General features: G+C 66.8%; 23 protein-coding genes. 14 read left to right on the forward strand and 9 right to left on the reverse strand.

Features of this window, described 5'->3' with window-relative positions; all coding sequences use genetic code 11:
* Positions 1-64 precede the first annotated feature (64 nt).
* Both GGR46_RS09860 and GGR46_RS09865 read right to left on the reverse strand, forming a co-directional pair.
* A complete protein-coding gene (locus tag GGR46_RS09860; protein ID WP_183997216.1) occupies positions 65-1,591 on the reverse strand; it encodes a methyl-accepting chemotaxis protein in 1,527 nt (508 codons plus the stop codon).
* Positions 1,588-1,866: a hypothetical protein gene (locus GGR46_RS09865; RefSeq protein ID WP_183997218.1), complete on the reverse strand. Its 279-nt coding sequence runs from the start codon at positions 1,864-1,866 to the stop codon at positions 1,588-1,590. Before GGR46_RS09865 ends, GGR46_RS09860 begins: the two co-directional genes overlap by 4 nt.
* 315 nt (positions 1,867-2,181) lie before the next feature.
* Between GGR46_RS09865 and GGR46_RS09870 the strand changes: the two genes are divergently transcribed.
* Positions 2,182-3,507 carry a calcium-binding protein gene (locus tag GGR46_RS09870; RefSeq protein ID WP_183997220.1) on the forward strand — a complete coding sequence of 442 codons (1,326 nt, stop codon included), beginning with the start codon at positions 2,182-2,184 and terminating at the stop codon, positions 3,505-3,507.
* Positions 3,508-3,576: 69 nt separating this feature from the next.
* On the opposite strand, the gene GGR46_RS09875 is transcribed toward GGR46_RS09870, so the two are convergent.
* Positions 3,577-4,260: a GcrA family cell cycle regulator gene (locus tag GGR46_RS09875; protein ID WP_183997223.1), complete on the reverse strand. Its 684-nt coding sequence runs from the start codon at positions 4,258-4,260 to the stop codon at positions 3,577-3,579.
* Between the two features lie 55 nt (positions 4,261-4,315).
* Between GGR46_RS09875 and GGR46_RS09880 the strand changes: the two genes are divergently transcribed.
* The 8 genes from GGR46_RS09880 to queE all read left to right on the forward strand — a co-directional run bounded on the left by GGR46_RS09880 (position 4,316) and on the right by queE (position 11,069).
* Entirely contained in the window at positions 4,316-5,155 is an 840-nt protein-coding gene (locus GGR46_RS09880; protein ID WP_183997225.1) for an ABC transporter permease, read from the forward strand.
* A gap of 206 nt (positions 5,156-5,361) precedes the next feature.
* Positions 5,362-6,558: an aspartate aminotransferase family protein gene (locus tag GGR46_RS09885; protein WP_183997227.1), complete on the forward strand. Its 1,197-nt coding sequence runs from the start codon at positions 5,362-5,364 to the stop codon at positions 6,556-6,558.
* A gap of 177 nt (positions 6,559-6,735) precedes the next feature.
* On the forward strand, positions 6,736-7,653 hold the full coding sequence (gene argF / locus GGR46_RS09890; RefSeq protein ID WP_183997229.1) for an ornithine carbamoyltransferase: 918 nt from the start codon (positions 6,736-6,738) through the stop codon (positions 7,651-7,653).
* Between the two features lie 11 nt (positions 7,654-7,664).
* Positions 7,665-8,075 (forward strand): hypothetical protein, encoded by a 411-nt coding sequence (locus tag GGR46_RS09895; RefSeq protein ID WP_183997231.1) that lies wholly within the window; start codon positions 7,665-7,667, stop codon positions 8,073-8,075.
* Between the two features lie 98 nt (positions 8,076-8,173).
* Positions 8,174-9,100 carry an Hsp33 family molecular chaperone HslO gene (locus GGR46_RS09900; RefSeq protein WP_343058102.1) on the forward strand — a complete coding sequence of 309 codons (927 nt, stop codon included), beginning with the start codon at positions 8,174-8,176 and terminating at the stop codon, positions 9,098-9,100.
* A gap of 70 nt (positions 9,101-9,170) precedes the next feature.
* Positions 9,171-9,578: a hypothetical protein gene (locus GGR46_RS09905; RefSeq protein ID WP_183997235.1), complete on the forward strand. Its 408-nt coding sequence runs from the start codon at positions 9,171-9,173 to the stop codon at positions 9,576-9,578.
* Between the two features lie 164 nt (positions 9,579-9,742).
* Positions 9,743-10,426, forward strand: a complete 684-nt coding sequence (gene queC, locus GGR46_RS09910; RefSeq protein ID WP_183997237.1) for a 7-cyano-7-deazaguanine synthase QueC — start codon at positions 9,743-9,745, stop codon at positions 10,424-10,426.
* 10 nt (positions 10,427-10,436) lie between these two features.
* Positions 10,437-11,069, forward strand: a complete 633-nt coding sequence (queE, locus tag GGR46_RS09915; protein ID WP_183997239.1) for a 7-carboxy-7-deazaguanine synthase — start codon at positions 10,437-10,439, stop codon at positions 11,067-11,069.
* A gap of 112 nt (positions 11,070-11,181) precedes the next feature.
* Here queE and GGR46_RS09920 read toward each other — a convergent pair whose 3' ends face one another.
* From GGR46_RS09920 to lipB, 3 genes are all read right to left on the reverse strand, one after another.
* Complete coding sequence (locus GGR46_RS09920) at positions 11,182-11,862, reverse strand: hypothetical protein (protein ID WP_183997241.1); 681 nt, start codon at positions 11,860-11,862, stop codon at positions 11,182-11,184.
* A gap of 181 nt (positions 11,863-12,043) precedes the next feature.
* Complete coding sequence (locus GGR46_RS09925) at positions 12,044-12,286, reverse strand: hypothetical protein (RefSeq protein WP_183997243.1); 243 nt, start codon at positions 12,284-12,286, stop codon at positions 12,044-12,046.
* A 114-nt stretch (positions 12,287-12,400) separates the two neighbouring features.
* Positions 12,401-13,045: a lipoyl(octanoyl) transferase LipB gene (gene lipB / locus GGR46_RS09930; protein WP_246426028.1), complete on the reverse strand. Its 645-nt coding sequence runs from the start codon at positions 13,043-13,045 to the stop codon at positions 12,401-12,403.
* Between the two features lie 94 nt (positions 13,046-13,139).
* On the opposite strand from lipB, the gene GGR46_RS09935 reads away from it, so the two are divergent.
* Positions 13,140-13,973 (forward strand): DUF7847 domain-containing protein, encoded by an 834-nt coding sequence (locus GGR46_RS09935; protein ID WP_183997247.1) that lies wholly within the window; start codon positions 13,140-13,142, stop codon positions 13,971-13,973.
* The gene (locus GGR46_RS09940) at positions 13,970-14,710 is read left to right on the forward strand and encodes a hypothetical protein (RefSeq protein WP_183997249.1); all 741 of its coding nucleotides are present in this window, start codon (positions 13,970-13,972) and stop codon (positions 14,708-14,710) included. Before GGR46_RS09935 ends, GGR46_RS09940 begins: the two co-directional genes overlap by 4 nt.
* Here the strand turns inward: GGR46_RS09940 and GGR46_RS09945 are convergent.
* Genes GGR46_RS09945 through GGR46_RS09955 form a run of 3 tightly spaced genes read right to left on the reverse strand, consistent with a single transcriptional unit; the run spans position 14,674 to position 16,566 of the window.
* Positions 14,674-15,273, reverse strand: a complete 600-nt coding sequence (locus tag GGR46_RS09945; protein WP_183997251.1) for a GNAT family N-acetyltransferase — start codon at positions 15,271-15,273, stop codon at positions 14,674-14,676. The genes GGR46_RS09940 and GGR46_RS09945 overlap by 37 nt on opposite strands.
* Position 15,274: 1 nt before the next feature.
* Positions 15,275-16,117: an oxygen-dependent coproporphyrinogen oxidase gene (gene hemF, locus GGR46_RS09950; protein ID WP_183997253.1), complete on the reverse strand. Its 843-nt coding sequence runs from the start codon at positions 16,115-16,117 to the stop codon at positions 15,275-15,277.
* Positions 16,114-16,566: a tRNA (cytidine(34)-2'-O)-methyltransferase gene (locus tag GGR46_RS09955; RefSeq protein ID WP_183997255.1), complete on the reverse strand. Its 453-nt coding sequence runs from the start codon at positions 16,564-16,566 to the stop codon at positions 16,114-16,116. Before GGR46_RS09955 ends, hemF begins: the two co-directional genes overlap by 4 nt.
* Positions 16,567-16,767: 201 nt before the next feature.
* Here GGR46_RS09955 and petA point away from each other — a divergent pair, with 201 nt between their 5' ends.
* The 3 genes from petA to GGR46_RS09970 are packed head-to-tail and all read left to right on the forward strand — an operon-like array spanning position 16,768 to position 19,443.
* Positions 16,768-17,319: a ubiquinol-cytochrome c reductase iron-sulfur subunit gene (gene petA / locus GGR46_RS09960; RefSeq protein ID WP_183997257.1), complete on the forward strand. Its 552-nt coding sequence runs from the start codon at positions 16,768-16,770 to the stop codon at positions 17,317-17,319.
* A 12-nt stretch (positions 17,320-17,331) separates the two neighbouring features.
* Complete coding sequence (locus GGR46_RS09965) at positions 17,332-18,591, forward strand: cytochrome b (RefSeq protein ID WP_183997259.1); 1,260 nt, start codon at positions 17,332-17,334, stop codon at positions 18,589-18,591.
* 15 nt (positions 18,592-18,606) lie between these two features.
* The gene (locus tag GGR46_RS09970; protein WP_183997261.1) at positions 18,607-19,443 is read left to right on the forward strand and encodes a cytochrome c1; all 837 of its coding nucleotides are present in this window, start codon (positions 18,607-18,609) and stop codon (positions 19,441-19,443) included.

Consider the following 19,443-nt stretch of genomic DNA (forward strand, 5'->3'; position numbering starts at 1 on the left):
GGTGCAAGGGATGCGGGGGCATCCAATTCCTCCCCGAGACAAGCTCGGGGAGGATTTGATTTGGTTACGCCGCCTTCAGCTGGGCGATGAACCGGTCGGTCGCCACTTCGAGCGCGAGCGCGGCTTCGGAAAGCCCGGTCGCGGCGCTGGAGACGCTGTCCGACAGCGCCTCGGTATCACTCGCCACGGTGGCGACGGCGCCGATCCGCTCGGCCATGCGCGTAGCACCAGCGGCCGTGTCGAGCGCGGTGGCCTCGATCATGCCGGCGGCATAGCGCTGGCCGTCGACTTCGTTGCGAATCGCCTCGGCCGCGGCGGCGACCTCGGCGACGGTGCTGGCGATCTCGCCCAGCGCGTCATGCGCCTGCTCCGCGCCGCCATGGACGGTGCCGGCGAGCGTGCGGATCTCCTCGGTGGCGTGGCCGGTCTGGTTCGCGAGCGCCTTCACTTCGTGCGCGACCACCGCGAAGCCGCGGCCGACATCGCCGGCGCGCGCCGCCTCGATCGTCGCGTTGAGCGCGAGCAGGTTGGTGCGCGCCGCGATGTCCTGGATCGATTCGGCGAAGCCGCTGATCGTGCTCGCCCGCTCGGCCAGCGCGCGCACCGCATCCTCGCCCGAGCGCGAGACGCCGCGCGCCGCGCCGCTCAGCGTCGCCTGCTGGTCGACGCTGGAGGCGATCGCCATGATCGAGGCGGTGAGCTGCTGCACGCCGTTGGCGAGCCCGCCCGCGGTCTGCGAAGCCTCGGTGGCGATGCGCGCGGTGGCGGCGAGTTCGCCGCTGGCGCGGTGCGCGAGCGTGTTGAGCGAATGGGCGGAGCGATCGAGGTCGCTCGCCGCGCGGGTGACGTCGCGCACCGTCTCGGCGACCGATTCCTGGAAGGCAGTCGCGAGGGCCAGCATCTCGCGGCGGCGCTCGGCGGCGGCACCGCGCTCGCTCGTCTCGCGGCGCTCGCGCTCGGCACGTTCCCGCGATTCGGCCGCGCGCACCGCAGTCAGCGCGGCCTCGGCATCGTCGCGGCGCGCGGTCGCGTCCTCGGCGAAGCGTTCGCTCTGGGCACGGGCGTCGGCCTGCGCCTCGATCAGCCGGACGAGCTGGGTGGTGAGATAGGCGAGCACCGCGAATTCGAGCAGCACCGCCACGGCGTGGAACACCACCCGGCCGAAATCGCCGCCGCCCTCGAACACCCAGGCCGGCAAGGCGAGCTGGAAGACGATGTGGTGGGCCGCAATCAGGCCACAGGCGAGCGCGATCGGCCGCCAGTCGTAGAGCAGGGTCAGCCCGGACAGCGCGACGAAGAAATACATGTGCGTGTCCATCTGCCAGGGATGGCCGGACAGCGCATAGATGGCGAGCGCGGGCTGGATCGCGGCGAGCGTGCCGACGATCAGGCGGGCGGACACGTCATAGCGGCGGCGCAGCGCGACGATCGTCGGCGCGATGTTGGCGGCCGCGCCGAGCAGCAGGGTGATCCACTCGCGCTGGCTGCCGCGCAGCGTCAGGCCGAGCAGGAAGACCACCAGCACGGTGGCCCAGCTGGCGATCACCAGCGTCTCGATACCGCGACGGCGCAGGCGGTCGATCTCGGTCATGCCGCGGGCCCTCCGCACAGCGCCGGGGGCGCGGCGAGGATAAGGATGGCCTTGCCACCCAGTGCCGCGGTGACGGCGAGGTGGTTGCCGGTGATCACGAAGCTGCCCGGGATCGGCCCGCTGCCGAGCAGCTGCGCACCGCCTTCGACCGCGCCGGCGAGCATGTGTTGCGCCGCACCGGGAAGCACAGGTACGAGAAGCATCCGCCCTTCGGCAGGTGGCCAGAAGGCGGCACAGACCAATGCCACGGCCACGAGCGCCAGCTGAGCGCTCAAGGCATGGCGGCCAAGCAATACTCCAAAACGGTCCATTCCTCGCGGCTAGCGCGAGTCCGGTTAGCAACGCGTAAACCAGAGCATGTAATTTGCGTAATATCGCATGTACGAGGCAGCCGGCCGAGCCGGACGACTGCGACGCGCAGGCCCCGCACAAGGGCGGTTTGCTCCGTCTCGAACCGATTGGGCGGTGGTCGCGTCCGGTCCGGATCAGCATGGAATTGAGCCGGCACCACTGCGCGGCGAGCCTGCCGGTGCCGATGCGCCTCCGGTTTTCGCGGGCGCGCTGGCGATCTCACCCAAAGGGAGATTGCGATGTCGAATTACACTTTCGGGAGCCTCAAGTCCGCTGGTGGGCTCGGCGATTCGGGCGCGAGCTCGATGCGGCTCACCATCAACACCCTGCCGTCGCTCGACGTGGTCAAGGTCACCGTCGCGGTAACTTCACTTTCCGGGGCGGTGACGATCTACAACCTGACCTCGGCCGGCACCACGGTCTATTCGAATGCGCGCGCCGTCGATGTGCGGGTCGAACCGCTCTACAATGACGGCTATTCGGCCAACAGCATCACCGGATCGGTCCAGTCGCTCAATTCAGGCGGCTCGGTGCTCGGCACCGCCTCGATCTCGGACGCGATCAACGTCCTGCAGAACGTCAATTTCGTGAAGGATGATGTCGGCTCCGATTTTGGCGACTCGCTGGTTGGCGATGCCAATGCCAACGATCTGATCGGGCGCGGCGGCGACGATGTCCTCGCCGGTTCGCTGGGCAACGACAGGATGGATGGCGGCGCGGGCAATGATTCGGTCGACTACAGGCTCTCCAACGCCGCCGTGACGGTGACGCTCGGCGGTAGCGTCAGCGGCGGGCATGCGCAGGGCGATACGCTGCTGAGCATCGAGAATGTCTGGGGCTCGGCCTATGCCGACACCCTGACCGGGGACGCGGGCGGCAACCGGCTCGAGGGCAATGCCGGCAACGACACGCTGAACGGCGCGGGCGGTGCGGATATCCTGGTCGGGGGCGACGGAAATGACGTGCTCAACGGCGGTACCGGCGCGGACGAAATGGTCGGCAATGCCGGGGACGACCTGTTCCTCGTCGACAATGCCGGTGACATCATCTTCGAGGATAGCGGGGGCGGGGCCGACACGGTGCAGACGGCGCTTGCCAGCTACACGCTGGCGAACGAGGTCGAGACGCTGCAATTCACCGGCAGCGGCGCCTTCTCCGGTACGGGCAATGCGCTGGCCAATATGATCACCGGAGGCGCGGGGAACGACACGCTCAACGGGCTCGGCGGATCGGATGTGCTGACCGGGGGCGGTGGGAGCGATCATTTCGTCTTCTCCACTGCGCCAGGCGCAGGGAATATCGACAGCATCACCGATTTCGTGGTGGGCACCGACCGGATCGACCTGGATGATGCGATCTTCACCGCGCTGACGGCCGGCGGCCTGCCGGCCGGTGCCTTCGCGACGGGCAATGTCGCGGCCGACGCGGACGACCATATCCTCTACGATCCGGTGACCGGCGCGCTCTACTATGATGTCGACGGGGGAGGGGGCGCGGGCGCGGTGCAGTTTGCCACGCTGTCGGCCGGTCTGACTCTTTCGGCGACCGATTTCGGCGTGATCTGATCCGACGAAGAAAACCCGGCGCCCGCGAAGGCGCCGGGTTTTCCGATCGTCCCGGAAATGCTGTCGGGCTTAGCGGACGCGCGGGCCGCCAAAGGGCAGCGGCGGCGGCGGACGACGGTCGCGGCGGGGCAGCTGTGCCTGATAGGCGTGGCCGCAATGCGCGACGCAGTACGGGAAGCCCGGGTTCACCTTGTCGCCGCAGAAGTGGAAGTCCGGCTCGCCCGGATGGCCGAGCGGCCATTTGCAGATCTTGTCGTTCAGATCGAGCAGGCTGGTCTTGCCGGCGATCGCGTCGCTCGGCTTGGCGGGGACGAGTCGGCGCGGCGGGGCCGGCGCGATCGGCGGGGTCTGCTCGCCGGGATTCTGCCGGACGAAGCCGCCGGGGCCGACCGAGCGCAGCACCGGGCCTTCGCGCTTGGGCGCGGGGGCGGGTGCGTCCCCATCGTCATCGTCATCGGCCGATTCGGGAGCAGGCGCGGGCGCGCGCGGCGCCGCGGCAACCGGTGCCGGCGACGCGGATGGTGCCGGCGTCGGGCGCGGCGCGGGCGCCGGCTTGGGCTCGGCGGGAGCCGCCGCGACCTTGGGCTCGTTGGGCTTCACCGGCGAGGGGCGCGAGGGCAGGCCCAGGCGATGCGCCTTGCCGATCACGGCATTGCGACTCACTCCGCCAAGCTCTTCGGCGATCTGGGTTGCGGTCAGCCCGCTGTCCCACATCTTCTTCAGCGTATCGATCCGCTCGTCGGTCCAGCTCAAAACTTCTCTTCCTTCACCTTGCAGGCGGCCCGTGCAGCGGTTACGCGAACGCGCGATGAGCAGCCAGCCTGAATTCGGTCCACAGCTCCCCGAGCCCGGCGTTCCGGTTATCCGCAACGTCAACTGGGGAGGTTTGCGCACCCTCTATATCAAGGAGGTGCGCCGTTTCTTCAAGGTGCAGCTCCAGACGATATGGGCACCGGCCATTTCGCAGCTCCTGCTGATGGTGGTGTTCACCACCGCTCTGGGCGCGCGCGGGGCGGTGCATCTGGGGGGGACGGAGGTTCCGTTCGCCGCCTTCATCGCCCCGGGCCTGGTCGTGATGGGCATGCTCAACAATGCCTTCGCCAATTCGAGCTTCTCGCTGCTCGTCGGCAAGATCCAGGGCACGATCGTCGACTATCTGATGCCGCCGCTCTCCACCGCCGAGCTGCTCGCGGCGATGGTCGGCGGAGCGGTGACGCGCGCCTTCATGGTCGGCGGCACGGTCTGGCTGGCGATGCTGCTCTATCTGGGTGCGGAGGCGATACCGGTGCAGCCCTGGGCGGTGCTGTGGTTCGGGCTGCTCGGCTCGGTGCTGCTCTCGTTCCTCGGCGTGCTCACCTCGATCTGGGCGGAGAAGTTCGATCACAGCGCCGCGGTGACCAATTTCGTCGTCGCCCCGCTCGCACTGCTCTCGGGCACCTTCTATTCGGTCGAGCGCCTCGCCCCGGCCTTCCAGGTCGTCAGCCACGCCAACCCGTTCTTCTACATCATCTCGGGCTTCCGCTACGGTTTCCTCGGAGTCGCCGATTCGCCGATCCTGGTCGGGAGCCTGGTGATCCTGGCGCTCGACGTGGTGCTGGGCTTCCTCTGCTACGCGCTGCTGCGCCGCGGCTGGAAGATCAAGAACTGACGGCGGGCCGTTCGCGCGCCGCCCGAGACCGCCGCTTTCGCCGGGATGGCGGCCTTGCGATAACGCCCGCGCATGCCCCTCGCCGAAACGATTATTGACCTCTCCGGGCCACCCCTCGTAAACACCCGCCTCGGGCGGTCCCGAAAGACCGCCCTTTGTCGTTTCTGGAGTCTCGTTTCGAGCTTTTTCCTGAGGAGTATGTTCCCATGACTATCACCCCGCTCATGCCCGTCTACCCGCGGTGCGCTGTGCGGCCGGTGCGAGGCGAGGGCGTGTACCTCTATGGGGAACGCGGCGAGCAGTATCTGGACTTCGCCGCGGGCATCGCGGTCAACGCGCTCGGCCATGGCCATCCGCACTTGACCAAGGTGCTGCAGGACCAGGTCGCCACGCTGATGCACGTGTCGAACCTCTATGGCAGCCCCCAGGGCGAAGCGCTGGCCCAGCGGATCATCGACGTCAGCTTCGCCGACACGGTGTTCTTCACCAATTCGGGCGTCGAGGCGATCGAGTGCGCGATCAAGACCGCGCGCCGCTATCATTACGTCAACGGCAACCCGCAGCGCCACAAGCTGATCACCTTCAAGAACGCCTTCCATGGCCGTTCGATCGGTGCGATCTCGGCGACCGACCAGCCGAAGATGCGCGACGGCTTCGAGCCGCTGCTGCCGGGCTTCGACTATGTGAAGTTCAACGACCTGGAAGGTGCGCTCGCCAAGATCGACGGCGAGACCGCCGGCTTCCTGGTCGAGACGGTGCAGGGCGAGGGCGGCATGACCGCCGGCACCCAGGAGTTCATCCAGGGCCTGCGCAAGGCGTGCGACGAGCATGGCCTGCTGCTCATCCTCGACGAGATCCAGTGCGGCTATGGCCGCACCGGCAAGATGTGGGCCTATGAGCATTACGGCATCACCCCGGACATCATGACCGTGGCCAAGGGCATCGGCGGCGGCTTCCCGCTCGGCGCCTGCCTCGCGACCGAGGAAGCGGCCAAGGGCATGGTGATCGGCACGCACGGCTCCACCTATGGCGGCAACCCGCTCGCCATGGCGGCCGGCCAGGCGGTGCTCGACGTGATGCTCGAGCCCGATTTCCTGCCGCATGTCGAGAAGATGGGCGATCGCCTGCGCCAGGCGTTCGAGCAGATGATTCCGAACCATGATCACCTGTTCGAGGAGATTCGCGGCAAGGGGCTGATGCTCGGCATCAAGATGAAGGACACGGTGGTCAGCCGCGACTTCGTCGCGCATCTGCGCGACAATCACGGGCTGCTGACGGTCGCCGCCGGCGAGAACGTGTTCCGCGTGCTGCCGCCGCTGGTGATCAACGAGGATCACATCGCCGAGTGCATCGAGCGCCTGAGCGAAGGCGCGCGCAGTTTCGGGGCACCGGGTGCGGCCTGATGAACAATTCCTCCCCGAGCTTGTCTCGGGGAGGGGGACCATGCGCAGCATGGTGGAGGGGCGCCGCGTAGCGGCGTGGATGCGGAGCGGCCTTCCGCGCCTTCGGCGCAGCCCCTCCACCCCCGGCCTTCGGCCGGCGGTCCCCCTCCCCCAGGCGAGCTGGGGGAGGATTTGAATATGACCCGCCACTTCCTTGATCTGTCCGACGCCGGCACCGCCGGTATCCAGGCGATGCTCGACGATGCCATTGCCCGCAAGCAGGCCCGCGCCGGTTGGCCCAAGGGCAAGGTCGACGCCGACGCCCCGCTCGCCGGCCATGTCCTCGCGATGGTGTTCGAGAAGAACTCGACCCGAACCAGGGTCTCGTTCGACATGGCGATCCGCCAGCTCGGCGGCACCTCGATCGTGATGGACGCGGGCTCGATGCAGCTCGGCCGCGGCGAGACGATCGCCGACACCGCGCGTATCCTCTCGGGCTATTGCGACGCGATCATGATCCGCACCGACGATCACCAGAAGGTGGTCGACATGGCGAAATATGCCAGCGTGCCGGTGATCAACGGCCTTACCGACGCCTCGCACCCCTGCCAGATCATGGCGGACATGGAGACGATCCTCGAGGCCGGCTTCGCGCTGCCGGGCCTCAAGGTCGCGTGGCTGGGCGACGGCAACAATGTCCTCGCCTCGATCATGGAGGCCGGCGGGCTGATGGGCTTCGACGTCGTTGCGGCCTGCCCCCAGGGCTATCAGCCGACCGAGGCCGACCTTGCCCGCGGGCTCGGCCGGGCCAAGGTGGTCGGCGATCCGCGCGAGGCGGTGGAAGGTGCCGACATCATCGTCACCGATACCTGGATTTCGATGGGCCAGGCCCATGCCGAGACCAAGCTCGCCGCGATGATGCCTTTCCAGGTGACCGAGGCGCTGATGGCCGCAGCCAAGCCGAACGCGAAGTTCCTCCACTGCCTGCCCGCGCACCGCGGCGAGGAAGTGGTCGACGCGGTGATCGACGGACCCCAGTCGCTGATCTGGCAGGAGGCGGAAAACCGTCTTCACGCGCAGAAGGCGGTGCTAAGGTGGTGCTTCGGGCAGATCTGAGGGGAAGTGCCATGCCGCCGGTCCGTATCGCAGCCTTGGTTGCCTTGGGTCTGGCGGTGTTTCTGGCCCTGCTCTGGTTCGTGCCCCGTGATGCCGGCTATGCCGATCAGATATGTTTGGCCGCGCTGCTCGTTGCCGCCGCGAACGCGGCAATGGTTGCGCGTCTCGGACGGAGTCCCCGCACAGGGCTGCAGGGTTCTGCGCTCTGGCTTGTCATGGTCGGGGTGGGCGCCGCCATCGCGTTCGGGAGTTTTGCAGACTGGGTCGGTCTCGTAGTTCCGGATGATGGCAGTCTCATGGGCTTCGTGGCGGTAGCCGGATCGATCGCCACGGTGCTCTTCTGGACGGGGCCGTCCGCGCTGGCCGCGGGATGGCTGCTCTGGTTCGCGTCGCGGCGGGTGAAGCGCGTTCGGCTGGCCTGAGTTGTCTTGGGCCGGCAAGGCCCTACATAGCGGGCAACTTCAGACAAATTGTGCCACAAACGGCATCCCGGCTTCGGCCGGGCAGCGAGGATTTCGACGTGACCAATACCGCCCCCACCACCGACTTCGATCGCGCGGTCGGCTTCACCATTCCGGCCCGCCACACCCGTGGCCGCGTCACGCGGCTGGGGCCGGCGCTTGACGAGATTCTCGCGGCGCACGCCTATCCTCCGGTGATCGAGCGGCTGCTGGCCGAAGCGCTGACGCTTGCCGCGCTGCTCGGCTCGACGCTCAAGGATGCGCAGGGCCAGCTGACCCTCCAGGCGCAGACCCAGGGCGGCATCGTCAACCTGCTGGTGTGCGACTACAAGAATGGCGACCTGCGCGGCTATGTGCAGTTCGACGCGCTGCGCCTGTCGCAGCTCGGCAAGAACCCGTCGCTGTTCGCGTTGTTCAACAAGGGCCATCTCGCGGTGACCTTCGACCAGCCGGCGACCAATGAGCGCTATCAGGGCATCGTGCCGCTCGACACCGCATCGCTGGCAGAGGCGGCACAGAGCTATTTCCTCCAGTCCGAGCAGATCCCCACCGTGGTGCGGCTCGGCGCCCAGCGCGACAAGGAAAGCGGCAAGTGGATCGCCGGCGGCCTGTTCCTCCAGCACCTGCCGGAGGGAGAGGCCGGGCGCGAGCGGCTGCACGCGCGCATGGATCACCCCGAGTGGGAGCATGTCGAGGCATTGGGATCGACGATGGGCGTCGACGAGCTCGCCGATCCCTCGATCCCGCTCGAGACGCTGGTCTGGCGGCTGTTCAACGAGGAGGAGGAAGTGCGCATCCTTGCCGCCTCGCCGCTCGCCAATAACTGCCGCTGCGACGGGGACTATATCACCCAGGTGCTCTCCAAGTTCCCCGAGGAGGAGCGCGCGGAAATGGCCGACGAGAACGGCGTGATCACCGTCGATTGCGCGTTCTGCTCCAGCAAGTTCTCGATTCACCTCAGCGATTTCGTTCCGCCAGCGTTGTAATTTGGCATAATAAAGCCATATCGGCGTGAAGGGGCGCGGGCCCTTGGGCCCGTGACGGGAGGACTTTGTGATGTTGCTCAGGCGTATGATGGGCTTGGCACTTGCCGGCGCATCGCTGTTGATGGTCGGGGACGGCTCGGCGGTGGCGCATCGCGCCGCGACGCAGTCCGCCCTGTCGCAGATCGAGCGTGGCCAGTGGCTGCTCAAGGAGCGGCTGGGCACCGAGCGCAAGGTCTGCTTCGCCAATCCGAACAGCTTCATCCAGATCGCCCATGGCCCGGCGCCCTGCGAGCAGTTCGTCGTCAGCCAGGATTCCCGCCAGTCGACGGTGGTCTATACCTGCAACGGCCATGGCAAGGGCCGCACGACGGTGACGGTGGAGACGCCGCGGCTGGTCCGTATCGAGACCCAGGGCGTGCTGGACGGCGCGCCCTTCGAGCAGGAATATGAGGCGCGCAAGGTCGGGGCCTGCAGCTGAACGGGGCTTAACCCTTATTTCACGGCTGCCGGGCTATCGTGTTCCTGCTCCTAGTGAGCTCTTTCCTCTCTGACATGGGTTTTCCCAACAAACTGGGCCGCTCTCGGGTGGCTCATTTTGCGTGCTATTTTGCCTTGCAGCATGAATCGGGCTAGAGGCCTGCGATGACTGACAGCGTTGCAATTGTACTGGTTTCGGGCGGCCTCGATTCGATGATCTCGGCTGCGCTGGCGCGGGAGGCGGGGCACCGCCTGTTCGCGCTCTCCTTCGACTATAACCAGCGCCACCAGGTCGAGCTGGCCGCCGCCCGCCGGGTCACCGCCGCGCTGGGCGCCGAGCGCCACATCGTGATGCCGATGGACCTGCGCGCCTTTGGCGGCTCCGCGCTCACCGCCGATATCGACGTGCCCAAGGACGGGGTGGGGGACGACATCCCGGTCACCTATGTGCCGGCGCGCAACACCATCTTCCTCAGCCTGGCACTCGGCTGGGCCGAGGCCTCGGGCGCCCGCGACATCTATATCGGCGTCAACGCGCTCGATTATTCGGGCTATCCCGATTGCCGGCCGGAGTTCATCGAAGGGTTCGAGCGGCTCGCCGAGCTGGCCACCAAGGCCGGGGTGGAGGGCGAGCCCTTCCATATCCGCGCGCCGCTCCAGAACATGACCAAGGCCGATATCGTGCGCGAGGGCACAAGGCTCGGGCTCGACCTGGGGCTCAGCTGGTCCTGCTACGATCCGGCGCCGGGCAGCCTGCACTGCGGCCTGTGCGACAGCTGCCGCCTGCGCGCCAAGGGCTTCGAGGAGGCCGGCGTGCCCGATCCGACGCAGTACGCCGTCAAGCCGTAGGAACCGGGCGATGACCTACAGCGTCAAGGAGATGTTCCTCACCCTCCAGGGCGAGGGCGTGAATGCCGGTGCGCGCGCGGTGTTCGTGCGCTTCGCCGGCTGCAATCTGTGGACGGGGCGCGAGCAGGACCGGGCCAGCGCGATCTGCCAGTTCTGCGACACCGAGTTCGTTGGCACCGACGGGTTGGGCGGCGGCAAGTTCGCCACGGCTAACGCGCTCGCCGATGCGGTACTCGGCTTCTGGGGCGAGGGTGCGGAGAAGCGCTTCGTCGTCCTCACCGGCGGCGAGCCGATGCTGCAGGTCGACGACGCGCTGGTCGAGGCGCTGCATGCCCGCGGTTTCCGCATCGCGATCGAGAGCAACGGCACGATTGCCGCGCATCCCGGCATCGACTGGGTGTGCATCAGCCCCAAGGCGGGCAGCGAGGTCGTCCAGCGCGCGGGTGACGAGTTGAAGCTGGTCTGGCCGCAGCCGGGCACCGATGTCGAAGCGATCGAGGGCTGGGACTTCGCCAACTTCCTGATCCAGCCGATGGACAGCGTGGCGGCGCAGGAGAATATCGAGGCGGCGATCGCCTTCGCGATGGCGCGGCCGAAATGGCGGCTGACGCTGCAGACGCACAAGATGCTGGGGCTGCGGTAAACTTAAACCGTCATCCCGGCGAAAGCCGGGATCTCAGGCGATGGCGCGGACGGCAGGACAAGAGCCGCACGAGATCCCGGCTTTCGCCGGGATGACGGATGTGGGGGTCAGCTCAATCGAGCAGCAGCGGTCCGCACTTCTTGACCTGGTACATGCCCTTCTTCCAGCACTTGTCGTTGCCGAAGGGCGGCATCTTCACGCCGTACATGCCGGTGACGACATAGCCCTGCGGACGATATTGCTCGCCCCACGGACCCAGGCTGGCGCGGAGTTCCTTGATGCGGTCCTGTGCCAGCTCGCTGAACTTGCCGGCCTTAACGAACACGGCATCATGGCCGATTGAGGCGGCAGTCTGGCAGAAAGAGAGCTGCCCCTGAACAGTCGAGAAGCCCGAGTAGATACGGGTGCCGTACTTGTCGAGCTCTAGCTGGCCCTGCTTCTTGTTCTTGTACGTTCTTGCAAAATATTTCTCGAGCGTAGCGTATGAGTCCCGCAGCTCGATCGCGTGATCCTTGATCAGCGAGTTGTAATTGTCGACCGACAACAGGGTCGGCTCGAACTGGCACTGGAGCGCGGCGACGTTCAGTGCGGCGCGCAGGTTCCAGGCGAGCGCGGCGCGCAGCTCGTCGGCGGTGGCGCCGGGCAGTGCCGGGCCGGTCATGCCCGGTTCCGAACCGGTCACGCGGCCGCTCTCGAGATTGGCCGGCTTGAGGAAGAACTGCGCCGAAGCCGGTGCAGAGACGAACAGGCCGAGCCCCCCGGCCAACCCTAGTGCGATACGCGATGCGAGCATGTTGCCCTCGAAAACTACCAATTGACCCCGTGCGGACGGGGTTACGGGTTTACGAGTCCGCGTTGAAGCCTTTTTTTACCATGGGGCCGTGCCATACCGACATTTCATCGCAAAACGGGAAACGAAAAAGGCCGCCCGGTCGCCCGGACGGCCCTTTCGCAACACCCTTACGGGCGCGCTATCAGTGCGCGGCGTTGGTGGTGTTGGTCTCGACGGTGGTGGTGTTCTCGACCACGGCGCCGTTCTCGGTGGCGGCGGCGTCAATGTTGGTCACCATGGTGTCGGTGGTGGTGACGTTCTCGGTCGGAACGACTTCGGTGGTGTTGGTCACGTTGGTCGACTCGTTGCTGGTGCACGCCGAGGCCAGGAGGGCCGCGCCGGCGATCATCGAACCTGCAACGATCTTCGAAATGACTGCACGCATGTAGAAAGCTCCCTAGATAATGGATCTGGATTACGGATGGCCGTTTAATACCCAAACCGGAGTGGACATTAGACGGTTCGGGCAAACCCCTCAAGACTCGAAATTTGACCTCGCCTAGGTGAGAGCCTCCAAAAACGGCGAAAATGTGGCGCGAAGCGCCGAATCGAATTGCGCAGGCGTCACCGGCTTGCCCAGTGCCTCGGTGCTGGTGACCGGGAATTCGGCGATGCCGCAGGGGACGATACCGTTGAAATCATTGAGGTTTGGCGACAGGTTCACGGCGAAGCCATGCATCGTCACCCATTGCCGGATGCGTACGCCGATCGCGCCGATCTTGGCTTCCTGGCCTGCCTGGTCGAGCGTCCAGATGCCGATCCGCCCCTCCGCCCGGAACGCCTCGATGCCGAGTTCGCCCAGCGCCGCGATCACCCAGCCTTCCACCGCATGGACATAGCCGCGCACGTCGCGCTTCCGCTCGCGCAGGTCCAGCATCAGGTATCCGATGCGCTGGCCCGGGCCGTGATAGGTGTAGCGTCCGCCGCGCCCGGTGCGGAACACCGGGAAGCGCGCCGCGTCGACCAGTTCGCTGGCGTCGGTGGCGCTGGTGCCGGCGGTGTAGACGGGCGGGTGCTCGAGCAGCCAGATGCGCTCGGGCGCGGTGCCGGCGGTGAGCGCGGCGACATGCGCCTCCATCTCGGCGAGCGCGGCGCCGTACTCGATCGGCTCCGGCGCGACCCGCCATTCGATATCCTTGGTCATGCGTGCGAATTGCGCATCCGCACGCGATTTCGCAAGCATTGGCAACAAACTGTCCGCCCGCTAACACCGCTCCGATAAGGGAGGCATGGGTCGCATGGCGAAAATGGGCACCGTCTGGGATCGGACGGCGGAGTTTCTGAGCGACAATCTGGGCGCGGTCCTGCCCGTGGCGCTGCTGGCCTTCTTCGTGCCGGCCTCGATCGAGGGCAGCTTCCAGGCGGCCAAGGCGGGGGCGGGGACGGCGCTGGCCCTGTCGCTCTACCTGGTGCAGATCGCCTTCGGCATCCTCTCGATCTGGGGCTCGCTCACCATTTCGGCGATGGCGCTCGACATGGCCGATGTCCGCGGGGCGGGGCGGATCGGGCGCAACCGGCTGTTGCCGGCGCTCGCCGTCTCGGTGCTGATCTTCGCGGCGATGTTCGTGCTGGCGCTGCCGGTGCCGCTGGCGCTGCAGCTGGGCGGCTATGACCTGATGGAGATCGCCCGGGGCACCAATGTCTCGCTCAGCCCGCAGATCGCCGGGGGCATCGCGCTCTACATGCTGGTCGCGCTCTGCCTGATCCTGTGGATCGGCGCGCGGCTGTTCGTCACCAATCCGGTGATCGTGCGCGAGAAGCGGATGTTCTCGGCGCTGCGCCAGTCGTGGAAGCTCACCCGCGGCATGACCTGGCGGATCATCGGCGTGATCCTGCTCTTCGCCCTGGTTTCCTGGGTGTCGATACTCGCCGCCAACATGGTGTTCGGCAGCATCTTCACCCTGGTGGCCGGCGGTCCCGCGGACGGCATCTCGCTCGCAGGCGTGCTGACCTCGGTCGTCGTCGCCGCGGTGCAGACCGGCTTCACCGTGCTGGTCCCCGCCTTCACCGCCAAGCTCTATCTCGCCCTCACCGCCGAGGCAGGGCTGCGCGACGGCGTGCTGCGCGCATGAGCCTCACCAGCCGCGGCATCTTCCTCGACGCCGCCTCCCTCTGGCGCGCCGAGCGCCACCTGCTCGTGCCGGTCGCCGGCCTGTTCTTCGTCGTGCCGATGCTCGGCGCCGCGCTGCTCCTTTCCACGCTCGACCTGCCGGCGACCGAGGATCCGCAGAAGCTGCGCGAAGCGTTCATGGCCTTCTACACCGCCAATCTGCTGCCGGTGCTGGCGATCAACCTGGTCATCGACTTCGGCTGCTTCGCGGTCTTCAACCTCTATCTCCAGGGTGGCGGGCGCACGCTGGGCGAAGTGCTGCTGCTCACGCTCAAGCGCTTCGCGCCCTTCTTCGTGCTCAACCTGATCGCCGGGCTGCTCTTCTCGTTCGGCCTGTCGCTGTTCGTCATCCCCGGCCTGTTCATCCTGGCGCGGACCTGGCTGGCCGGGCCGGCGCTCGCCGCGGATCCGCGCATCGGCGTGCTCGGCGCGTTCCGCGAGGGCTGGCGGCGCAGCGGCGGCGTGACCGGCTTCGCGCTGATCGGGCTCGCCTCGATGGTGTTCTTCCTGGCCTTCGGCCTGGTGATCCTCACCGGCGGCATATTGGGCACGATCGCGGGGCTGGCCGGCGGCGTCCAGGTGGTTGCGATCGTCTCCTATCTCGCCACCGCGCTGTTCGGTGGCGCGGCCTGGGCGGCGCTCGCGCTGATCCGGATCGCCGCCTATCGGCTGGGCGGCGTACCCAAACAGGGGATCTGAGGCGCGGCATCCGCCGCCAGCACGCCGGCGAGCCGCGGATCGGCAAAGGTCTCCACCGTGCGCTTGTAGGGCACGAAGCCGTGCTTGCGGTAGAAGCCGAGCGCCCCCGGCGAATCGAGCGTGCAGGTGTGCACCCAGACGCGGCTGACCCCCGGCCGCCACGCCAGCATCAGCGCATGCGCCATCAGCCAGCCGCCATGGCCCTTGCCGGCCAGCTCGGGCACCAGCCCGACGAACCCCAGCTCGCAGGTTCCTTCGATGCGGAAGTCGAGCTCGAGCATGCCGACCTCGATACCGTTGCGGTCGACTACCGCATGTATCCAGACCTCGGGATCGTGGAGGATCGCGGTCAGCCGCGCCTCGTCCATCACCAGCCGCGAGAACCACAGCCAGGGCTCACCGACCCGGCGGAACAGCGTGCGGTACTTGGCCGGATCGGGCGCGTTCCAGCGCACCAGCCGCAGCGGCGAATCGGGCAGGGGCCGGGGGCGGGGGCGCTCCAGCATCTCCAGCGCGGTGACGACGGTGGCGATCTGGTCGTTCGCGACCGGGATCAGGCCCATCTCAAGACCACGCTGCCATCGGCGGCAGGCTCATCAGGATCGCGTCGATATTGCCGCCGGTCTTCAGGCCGAACAACGTCCCCCGGTCGTAGATCAGGTTGAACTCGGCATAGCGGCCGCGCCATTCGAGCTGGCGCTGCTTGTCCTCCGCGGTGAAGTCCATGCCCATCCGTTTGCGGACCAGGCGCGGGAACACCTCGAGGAACGCCCTGCCGACATCCTGGGTGAAGGCGAAATCCGCCTCCCAGTCGCTCTCCAGATGGTCGTAGAAGATCCCGCCCACGCCGCGATGCGTCTTGCGGTGGGGGATGTAGAAATATTCGTCCGCCCATTGCTTGAAGCGCGGATAATGCTCCGGGTCGTGGGCATCGCACGCGGACTGCAGCGCGGCATGGAAGTCCGCGGTGTCCTCGTCATAGGGCATCGGCGGGTTGAGGTCCGCCCCGCCGCCGAACCAGCGCTTGGTGGTGGTCAGGAAGCGCGTGTTCATGTGCACCGCCGGCGCGTGCGGGTTCGCCATGTGCGCCACCAGGCTGACCCCGGTGGCGAAGAATTGCGGGTCCTCGCCCGCGCCGTGGATCGACTTGGCGAAATCGCCCTCCAGGCTGCCGCCGACGGTGGAGACGTTGACGCCCACCTTCTCGAACACCTTGCCCTTCATCACCCCGCGCACGCCGCCACCGCCCGGCTCGCCGCTGGGATCGGTCCGGTCCCAGGCGATGTACTCGAACCGCGCGTCCGATCCCGCCTCGGCCTCGATCGCCTCGAATTCGGTGCAGATCGCGGTGCGCAGGCTTTCGAACCACGCCCGGGCGCGCTGCTGCTGGTCGTCGAGCTCGATCATTGCGGGGGGAATCCATTGGTCTGGCGCAGTGCCTCGGCGAGCGAGATGCCCGCGGACACGGCAAGGTTGAGCGAGCGCAGGCCCGCGCGGATCGGGATGCGAACGGCTAGGTCGGCGCGTTCGTGCACGTAATCGGGGGCGCCGCGGCTCTCCGATCCGAACAGCAGGGTGTCGCCCGGCTGGAACACCGTCTCGGTCAGCGGGATCGATCCGCGCGTGGTGAACAGGATCACCCGGCCGGGCAGCTTCCCGGCAAATTCGTGGAAATCGGCATGGCGCACCACATCGGCCGCGCCGCCATAGTCCATCGCGGCCCGGCGAAACGCCGCGTCGTTCCAGCCGAATCCCATCGGCTCGATCAGATCGACCGGCGTATCGAAACAGGCGCCCAGGCGCAGCACGGCGCCTACATTGCCGGCAATATCGGGCTCGAACAGGGCTAGTCGCATGGCTTTGCTCCTAGCGTTCTATTCCCTTGCGTAACAAGCCGCTGAAAAAGCCTGTTGCGGAAGCGCAGGGGCGCCGTCTATCACCTCCCCCGGCCTATTCGGGGGACATCGAAGGGCAACGAGGGGGCCCTTAGCGCCCGTGTGAGCTTTACGTTCTGTCCGCGCGTTCGACGCGGCAAGTCCGAAGTGCAAGGGGTAAACATGGCAATTGAAGCCGATCTGGCCGGTCCCGAGAATCCCCGTCGTCGCGATTATCTCCAATTTGCCGCCGTCTCCGTGGCGGCGGTGGGCGCGGGCGTCGCGGTGCTCCCGCTGGTCAATTCGATGAACCCGTCGGCCGATGTGCTCGCACAGTCCACCACCGAGGTGGACGTGTCGAAGATCGAGCCGGGCCAGGCGATCAAGACCAGCTTCCGCAAGCAGCCTTTGTTCGTGCGCAACCTGACGCCGAAGGAAATCGCCGAGGCGGATGCGGTGCCGGTCTCCAGCCTGCGCGACCCGCAGACGCTCGAGCAGCGCACGGCCAAGGGCCACACCAACTGGCTGATCACGCTGGGCGTCTGCACCCATCTCGGCTGCGTGCCGCTGGGCGCGGGCGAGGGCGAGAATCGCGGGCCGTTCGGCGGCTATTTCTGCCCGTGCCATGGCTCGGCCTATGACACTGCCGGCCGTATCCGCCAGGGTCCGGCTCCGAAGAACCTCGAGGTTCCAAAATATAATTTCACGTCCGACTCTGTCGTCGTGGTTGGGTGAGGATAGGGCGCGATGAGCTTTCCCTGGGCCAAGCATTATGAGCCGAAGAACCCGGTGATGCAGTGGGTGGATTCCCGTCTGCCCCTGCCGCGCTTCGTCTACAACGCCGTCGGTGCCGGTTATCCGGTGCCGCGCAACCTCAATTACTGGTGGAATTTCGGCGTGCTCGCCGGGGTGGCGCTGGTCTGCCAGCTGATCACCGGCATCGTGCTGGCGATGCACTTCCACTCGTCGGCCGCGAGCGCCTTCGATTCGGTCAATGTCGGCATCATGCGCGACGTGAACGCGGGCTGGTTCCTGCGCTTCGCCCACGCCAACGGCGCCTCGATGTTCTTCGTGGTGATCTACATCCACATGTTCCGCGGCCTCTATTACGGGTCGTACAAGGCGCCGCGCGAGATGGTGTGGCTGCTCGGCGTGGTGATCTTCCTGCTGCTGATGGCCACCGCCTTCATGGGCTATGTGCTCCCCTGGGGGCAGATGAGCTTCTGGGGCGCCCAGGTGATCACCGGCTTCTTCTCGGCGATCCCGGTGGTCGGCGACTGGATCCGCATCTGGCTGCTCGGCGGCTATGCGCCGGACGATGCCGCGCTCAACCGCTTCTTCTCGCTCCACTATCTCCTGCCCTTCGTGATCGCGGGCGCCGTGATCCTGCACATCTGGGCACTCCACATCCCGGGCTCGTCGAACCCGACCGGCGTGGAAGTGAAGGGCGAGCAGGATACCGTGCCGTTCCACCCGTACTACACGGCGAAGGACGGCCTGGGCGTGGTGGTGTTCCTGATCCTGTTCTCGGTGCTGATCTTCTTCGCGCCGGACTATCTGGGCCATCCGGACAACTACATTCCGGCCAACCCGCTCTCCACCCCGGCGCACATCGTCCCCGAATGGTATTTCTGGCCGTTCTACGCGATCCTGCGTGCCTTCACCGCGGACTTCATCCTGCCGGCGAAGCTGTGGGGCGTGCTGGCGATGTTCGGCTCGATCCTGCTCCTGTTCTTCCTGCCCTGGCTCGACAAGTCGCCGGTGCGTTCGGGCTCCTACCGCCCGATGTACAAGGTCGCCTTCTGGGTGCTCGTGGCGGACGTGCTGGTGCTTGGCTATTGCGGCGGCTCTCCGGCCGAACCGCTCTACGTGATCCTCAGCCAGATCGCGGCAGCCTATTACTTCGCGCACTTCCTGATCATCGTGCCGATCATCTCGCACCTCGAGACGCCGAAGCCGCTGCCGGGCTCGATCACCGAGGCCGTGCTGGCCAAGACCGGCGCGTAAGGGGGACTGGGAACAATGACTTCACTGTTCATCAAATCGATCAAGTTCCTGGTCGGCGGTGGCTTTATCCTCGTGCTGCTGATCGCGCTGTGGGGCTCGATCTGGGGCGTGATCAACGAGCCGCCCGCCGAAACCGCCGAGCATGCGATGCACAAGCATCCCAAGGAGCTGAAGCTCGCCTCGGACGGTCCACTCGGCAAGTTCGACGAGCGCCAGCTGCAGCGCGGCTTCCTCGTCTACAAGGAGGTCTGCGCGACCTGCCACTCGCTGAGCCTGGTCTCGTTCCGCAATCTGAAGGACCTCGGCTATACCGATGCCGAGGTGAAGAAGATCGCCAAGGACTGGGGCACCAAGCAGCCGGTGTTCGACGAGAAGGGCGGCACCTGGGGCGAGCGGGACAACCTGCCCTCGGATCGCTTCCCCAAGGTCTATTATCCGGGCACCGGCACGCCGCCGGACCTCAGCCTGATCACCAAGGCGCGGCATGACGGCGCGGCCTATGTCCACTCGCTGCTGACCGGCTATAACGAGAAGCCTTCGGCCGAGGCGCTGAAGCACTTCCCGGAATTCGCCAAGACGCCGGACGGGATGCACTTCAACCCGTATTTCGCGAACCTCAACATCGCGATGCCGCCGCCCCTGACGCAGGACGGCCAGGTCCAGTATTCGGACGGCACCCGCGCGACGGTGGACCAGATGTCGACCGACGTGGCCGCCTTCCTGGTGTGGACCGCGGAGCCGACCCTCCAGACCCGCCGCATGGCCGGCTGGGCGGTGCTCGGCTTCCTGATCGTGCTGGGCTTCCTGACCTATGGCGCCTATCGCTCGGTGTGGGCCGGCGTTAAGCACTGA

It is taken from the genome of Sphingomonas kyeonggiensis, from assembly GCF_014196745.1.
Classification (GTDB): domain Bacteria; phylum Pseudomonadota; class Alphaproteobacteria; order Sphingomonadales; family Sphingomonadaceae; genus Sphingomonas; species Sphingomonas kyeonggiensis.

Excerpts from the sequence above, each read along its gene's own strand:
- GGR46_RS09940 (WP_183997249.1), top strand. The coding sequence starts at position 13,970 with ATGAGCCTCACCAGCCGCGGCATCTTCCTCGACGCCGCCTCCCTCTGG.
- GGR46_RS09905 (WP_183997235.1), top strand. The coding sequence starts at position 9,171 with ATGTTGCTCAGGCGTATGATGGGCTTGGCACTTGCCGGCGCATCGCTG.
- GGR46_RS09955 (WP_183997255.1), bottom strand. The coding sequence starts at position 16,566 with ATGCGACTAGCCCTGTTCGAGCCCGATATTGCCGGCAATGTAGGCGCC.
- hemF (WP_183997253.1), bottom strand. The coding sequence starts at position 16,117 with ATGATCGAGCTCGACGACCAGCAGCAGCGCGCCCGGGCGTGGTTCGAA.
- argF (WP_183997229.1), top strand. The coding sequence starts at position 6,736 with ATGACCCGCCACTTCCTTGATCTGTCCGACGCCGGCACCGCCGGTATC.
- GGR46_RS09920 (WP_183997241.1), bottom strand. The coding sequence starts at position 11,862 with ATGCTCGCATCGCGTATCGCACTAGGGTTGGCCGGGGGGCTCGGCCTG.
- queE (WP_183997239.1), top strand. The coding sequence starts at position 10,437 with ATGACCTACAGCGTCAAGGAGATGTTCCTCACCCTCCAGGGCGAGGGC.
- GGR46_RS09935 (WP_183997247.1), top strand. The coding sequence starts at position 13,140 with ATGGCGAAAATGGGCACCGTCTGGGATCGGACGGCGGAGTTTCTGAGC.
- petA (WP_183997257.1), top strand. The coding sequence starts at position 16,768 with ATGGCAATTGAAGCCGATCTGGCCGGTCCCGAGAATCCCCGTCGTCGC.
- GGR46_RS09860 (WP_183997216.1), bottom strand. The coding sequence starts at position 1,591 with ATGACCGAGATCGACCGCCTGCGCCGTCGCGGTATCGAGACGCTGGTG.
- GGR46_RS09870 (WP_183997220.1), top strand. The coding sequence starts at position 2,182 with ATGTCGAATTACACTTTCGGGAGCCTCAAGTCCGCTGGTGGGCTCGGC.
- GGR46_RS09880 (WP_183997225.1), top strand. The coding sequence starts at position 4,316 with ATGAGCAGCCAGCCTGAATTCGGTCCACAGCTCCCCGAGCCCGGCGTT.
- lipB (WP_246426028.1), bottom strand. The coding sequence starts at position 13,045 with ATGACCAAGGATATCGAATGGCGGGTCGCGCCGGAGCCGATCGAGTAC.
- GGR46_RS09945 (WP_183997251.1), bottom strand. The coding sequence starts at position 15,273 with ATGGGCCTGATCCCGGTCGCGAACGACCAGATCGCCACCGTCGTCACC.
- queC (WP_183997237.1), top strand. The coding sequence starts at position 9,743 with ATGACTGACAGCGTTGCAATTGTACTGGTTTCGGGCGGCCTCGATTCG.
- GGR46_RS09965 (WP_183997259.1), top strand. The coding sequence starts at position 17,332 with ATGAGCTTTCCCTGGGCCAAGCATTATGAGCCGAAGAACCCGGTGATG.
- GGR46_RS09970 (WP_183997261.1), top strand. The coding sequence starts at position 18,607 with ATGACTTCACTGTTCATCAAATCGATCAAGTTCCTGGTCGGCGGTGGC.
- GGR46_RS09885 (WP_183997227.1), top strand. The coding sequence starts at position 5,362 with ATGACTATCACCCCGCTCATGCCCGTCTACCCGCGGTGCGCTGTGCGG.
- GGR46_RS09895 (WP_183997231.1), top strand. The coding sequence starts at position 7,665 with ATGCCGCCGGTCCGTATCGCAGCCTTGGTTGCCTTGGGTCTGGCGGTG.
- GGR46_RS09925 (WP_183997243.1), bottom strand. The coding sequence starts at position 12,286 with ATGCGTGCAGTCATTTCGAAGATCGTTGCAGGTTCGATGATCGCCGGC.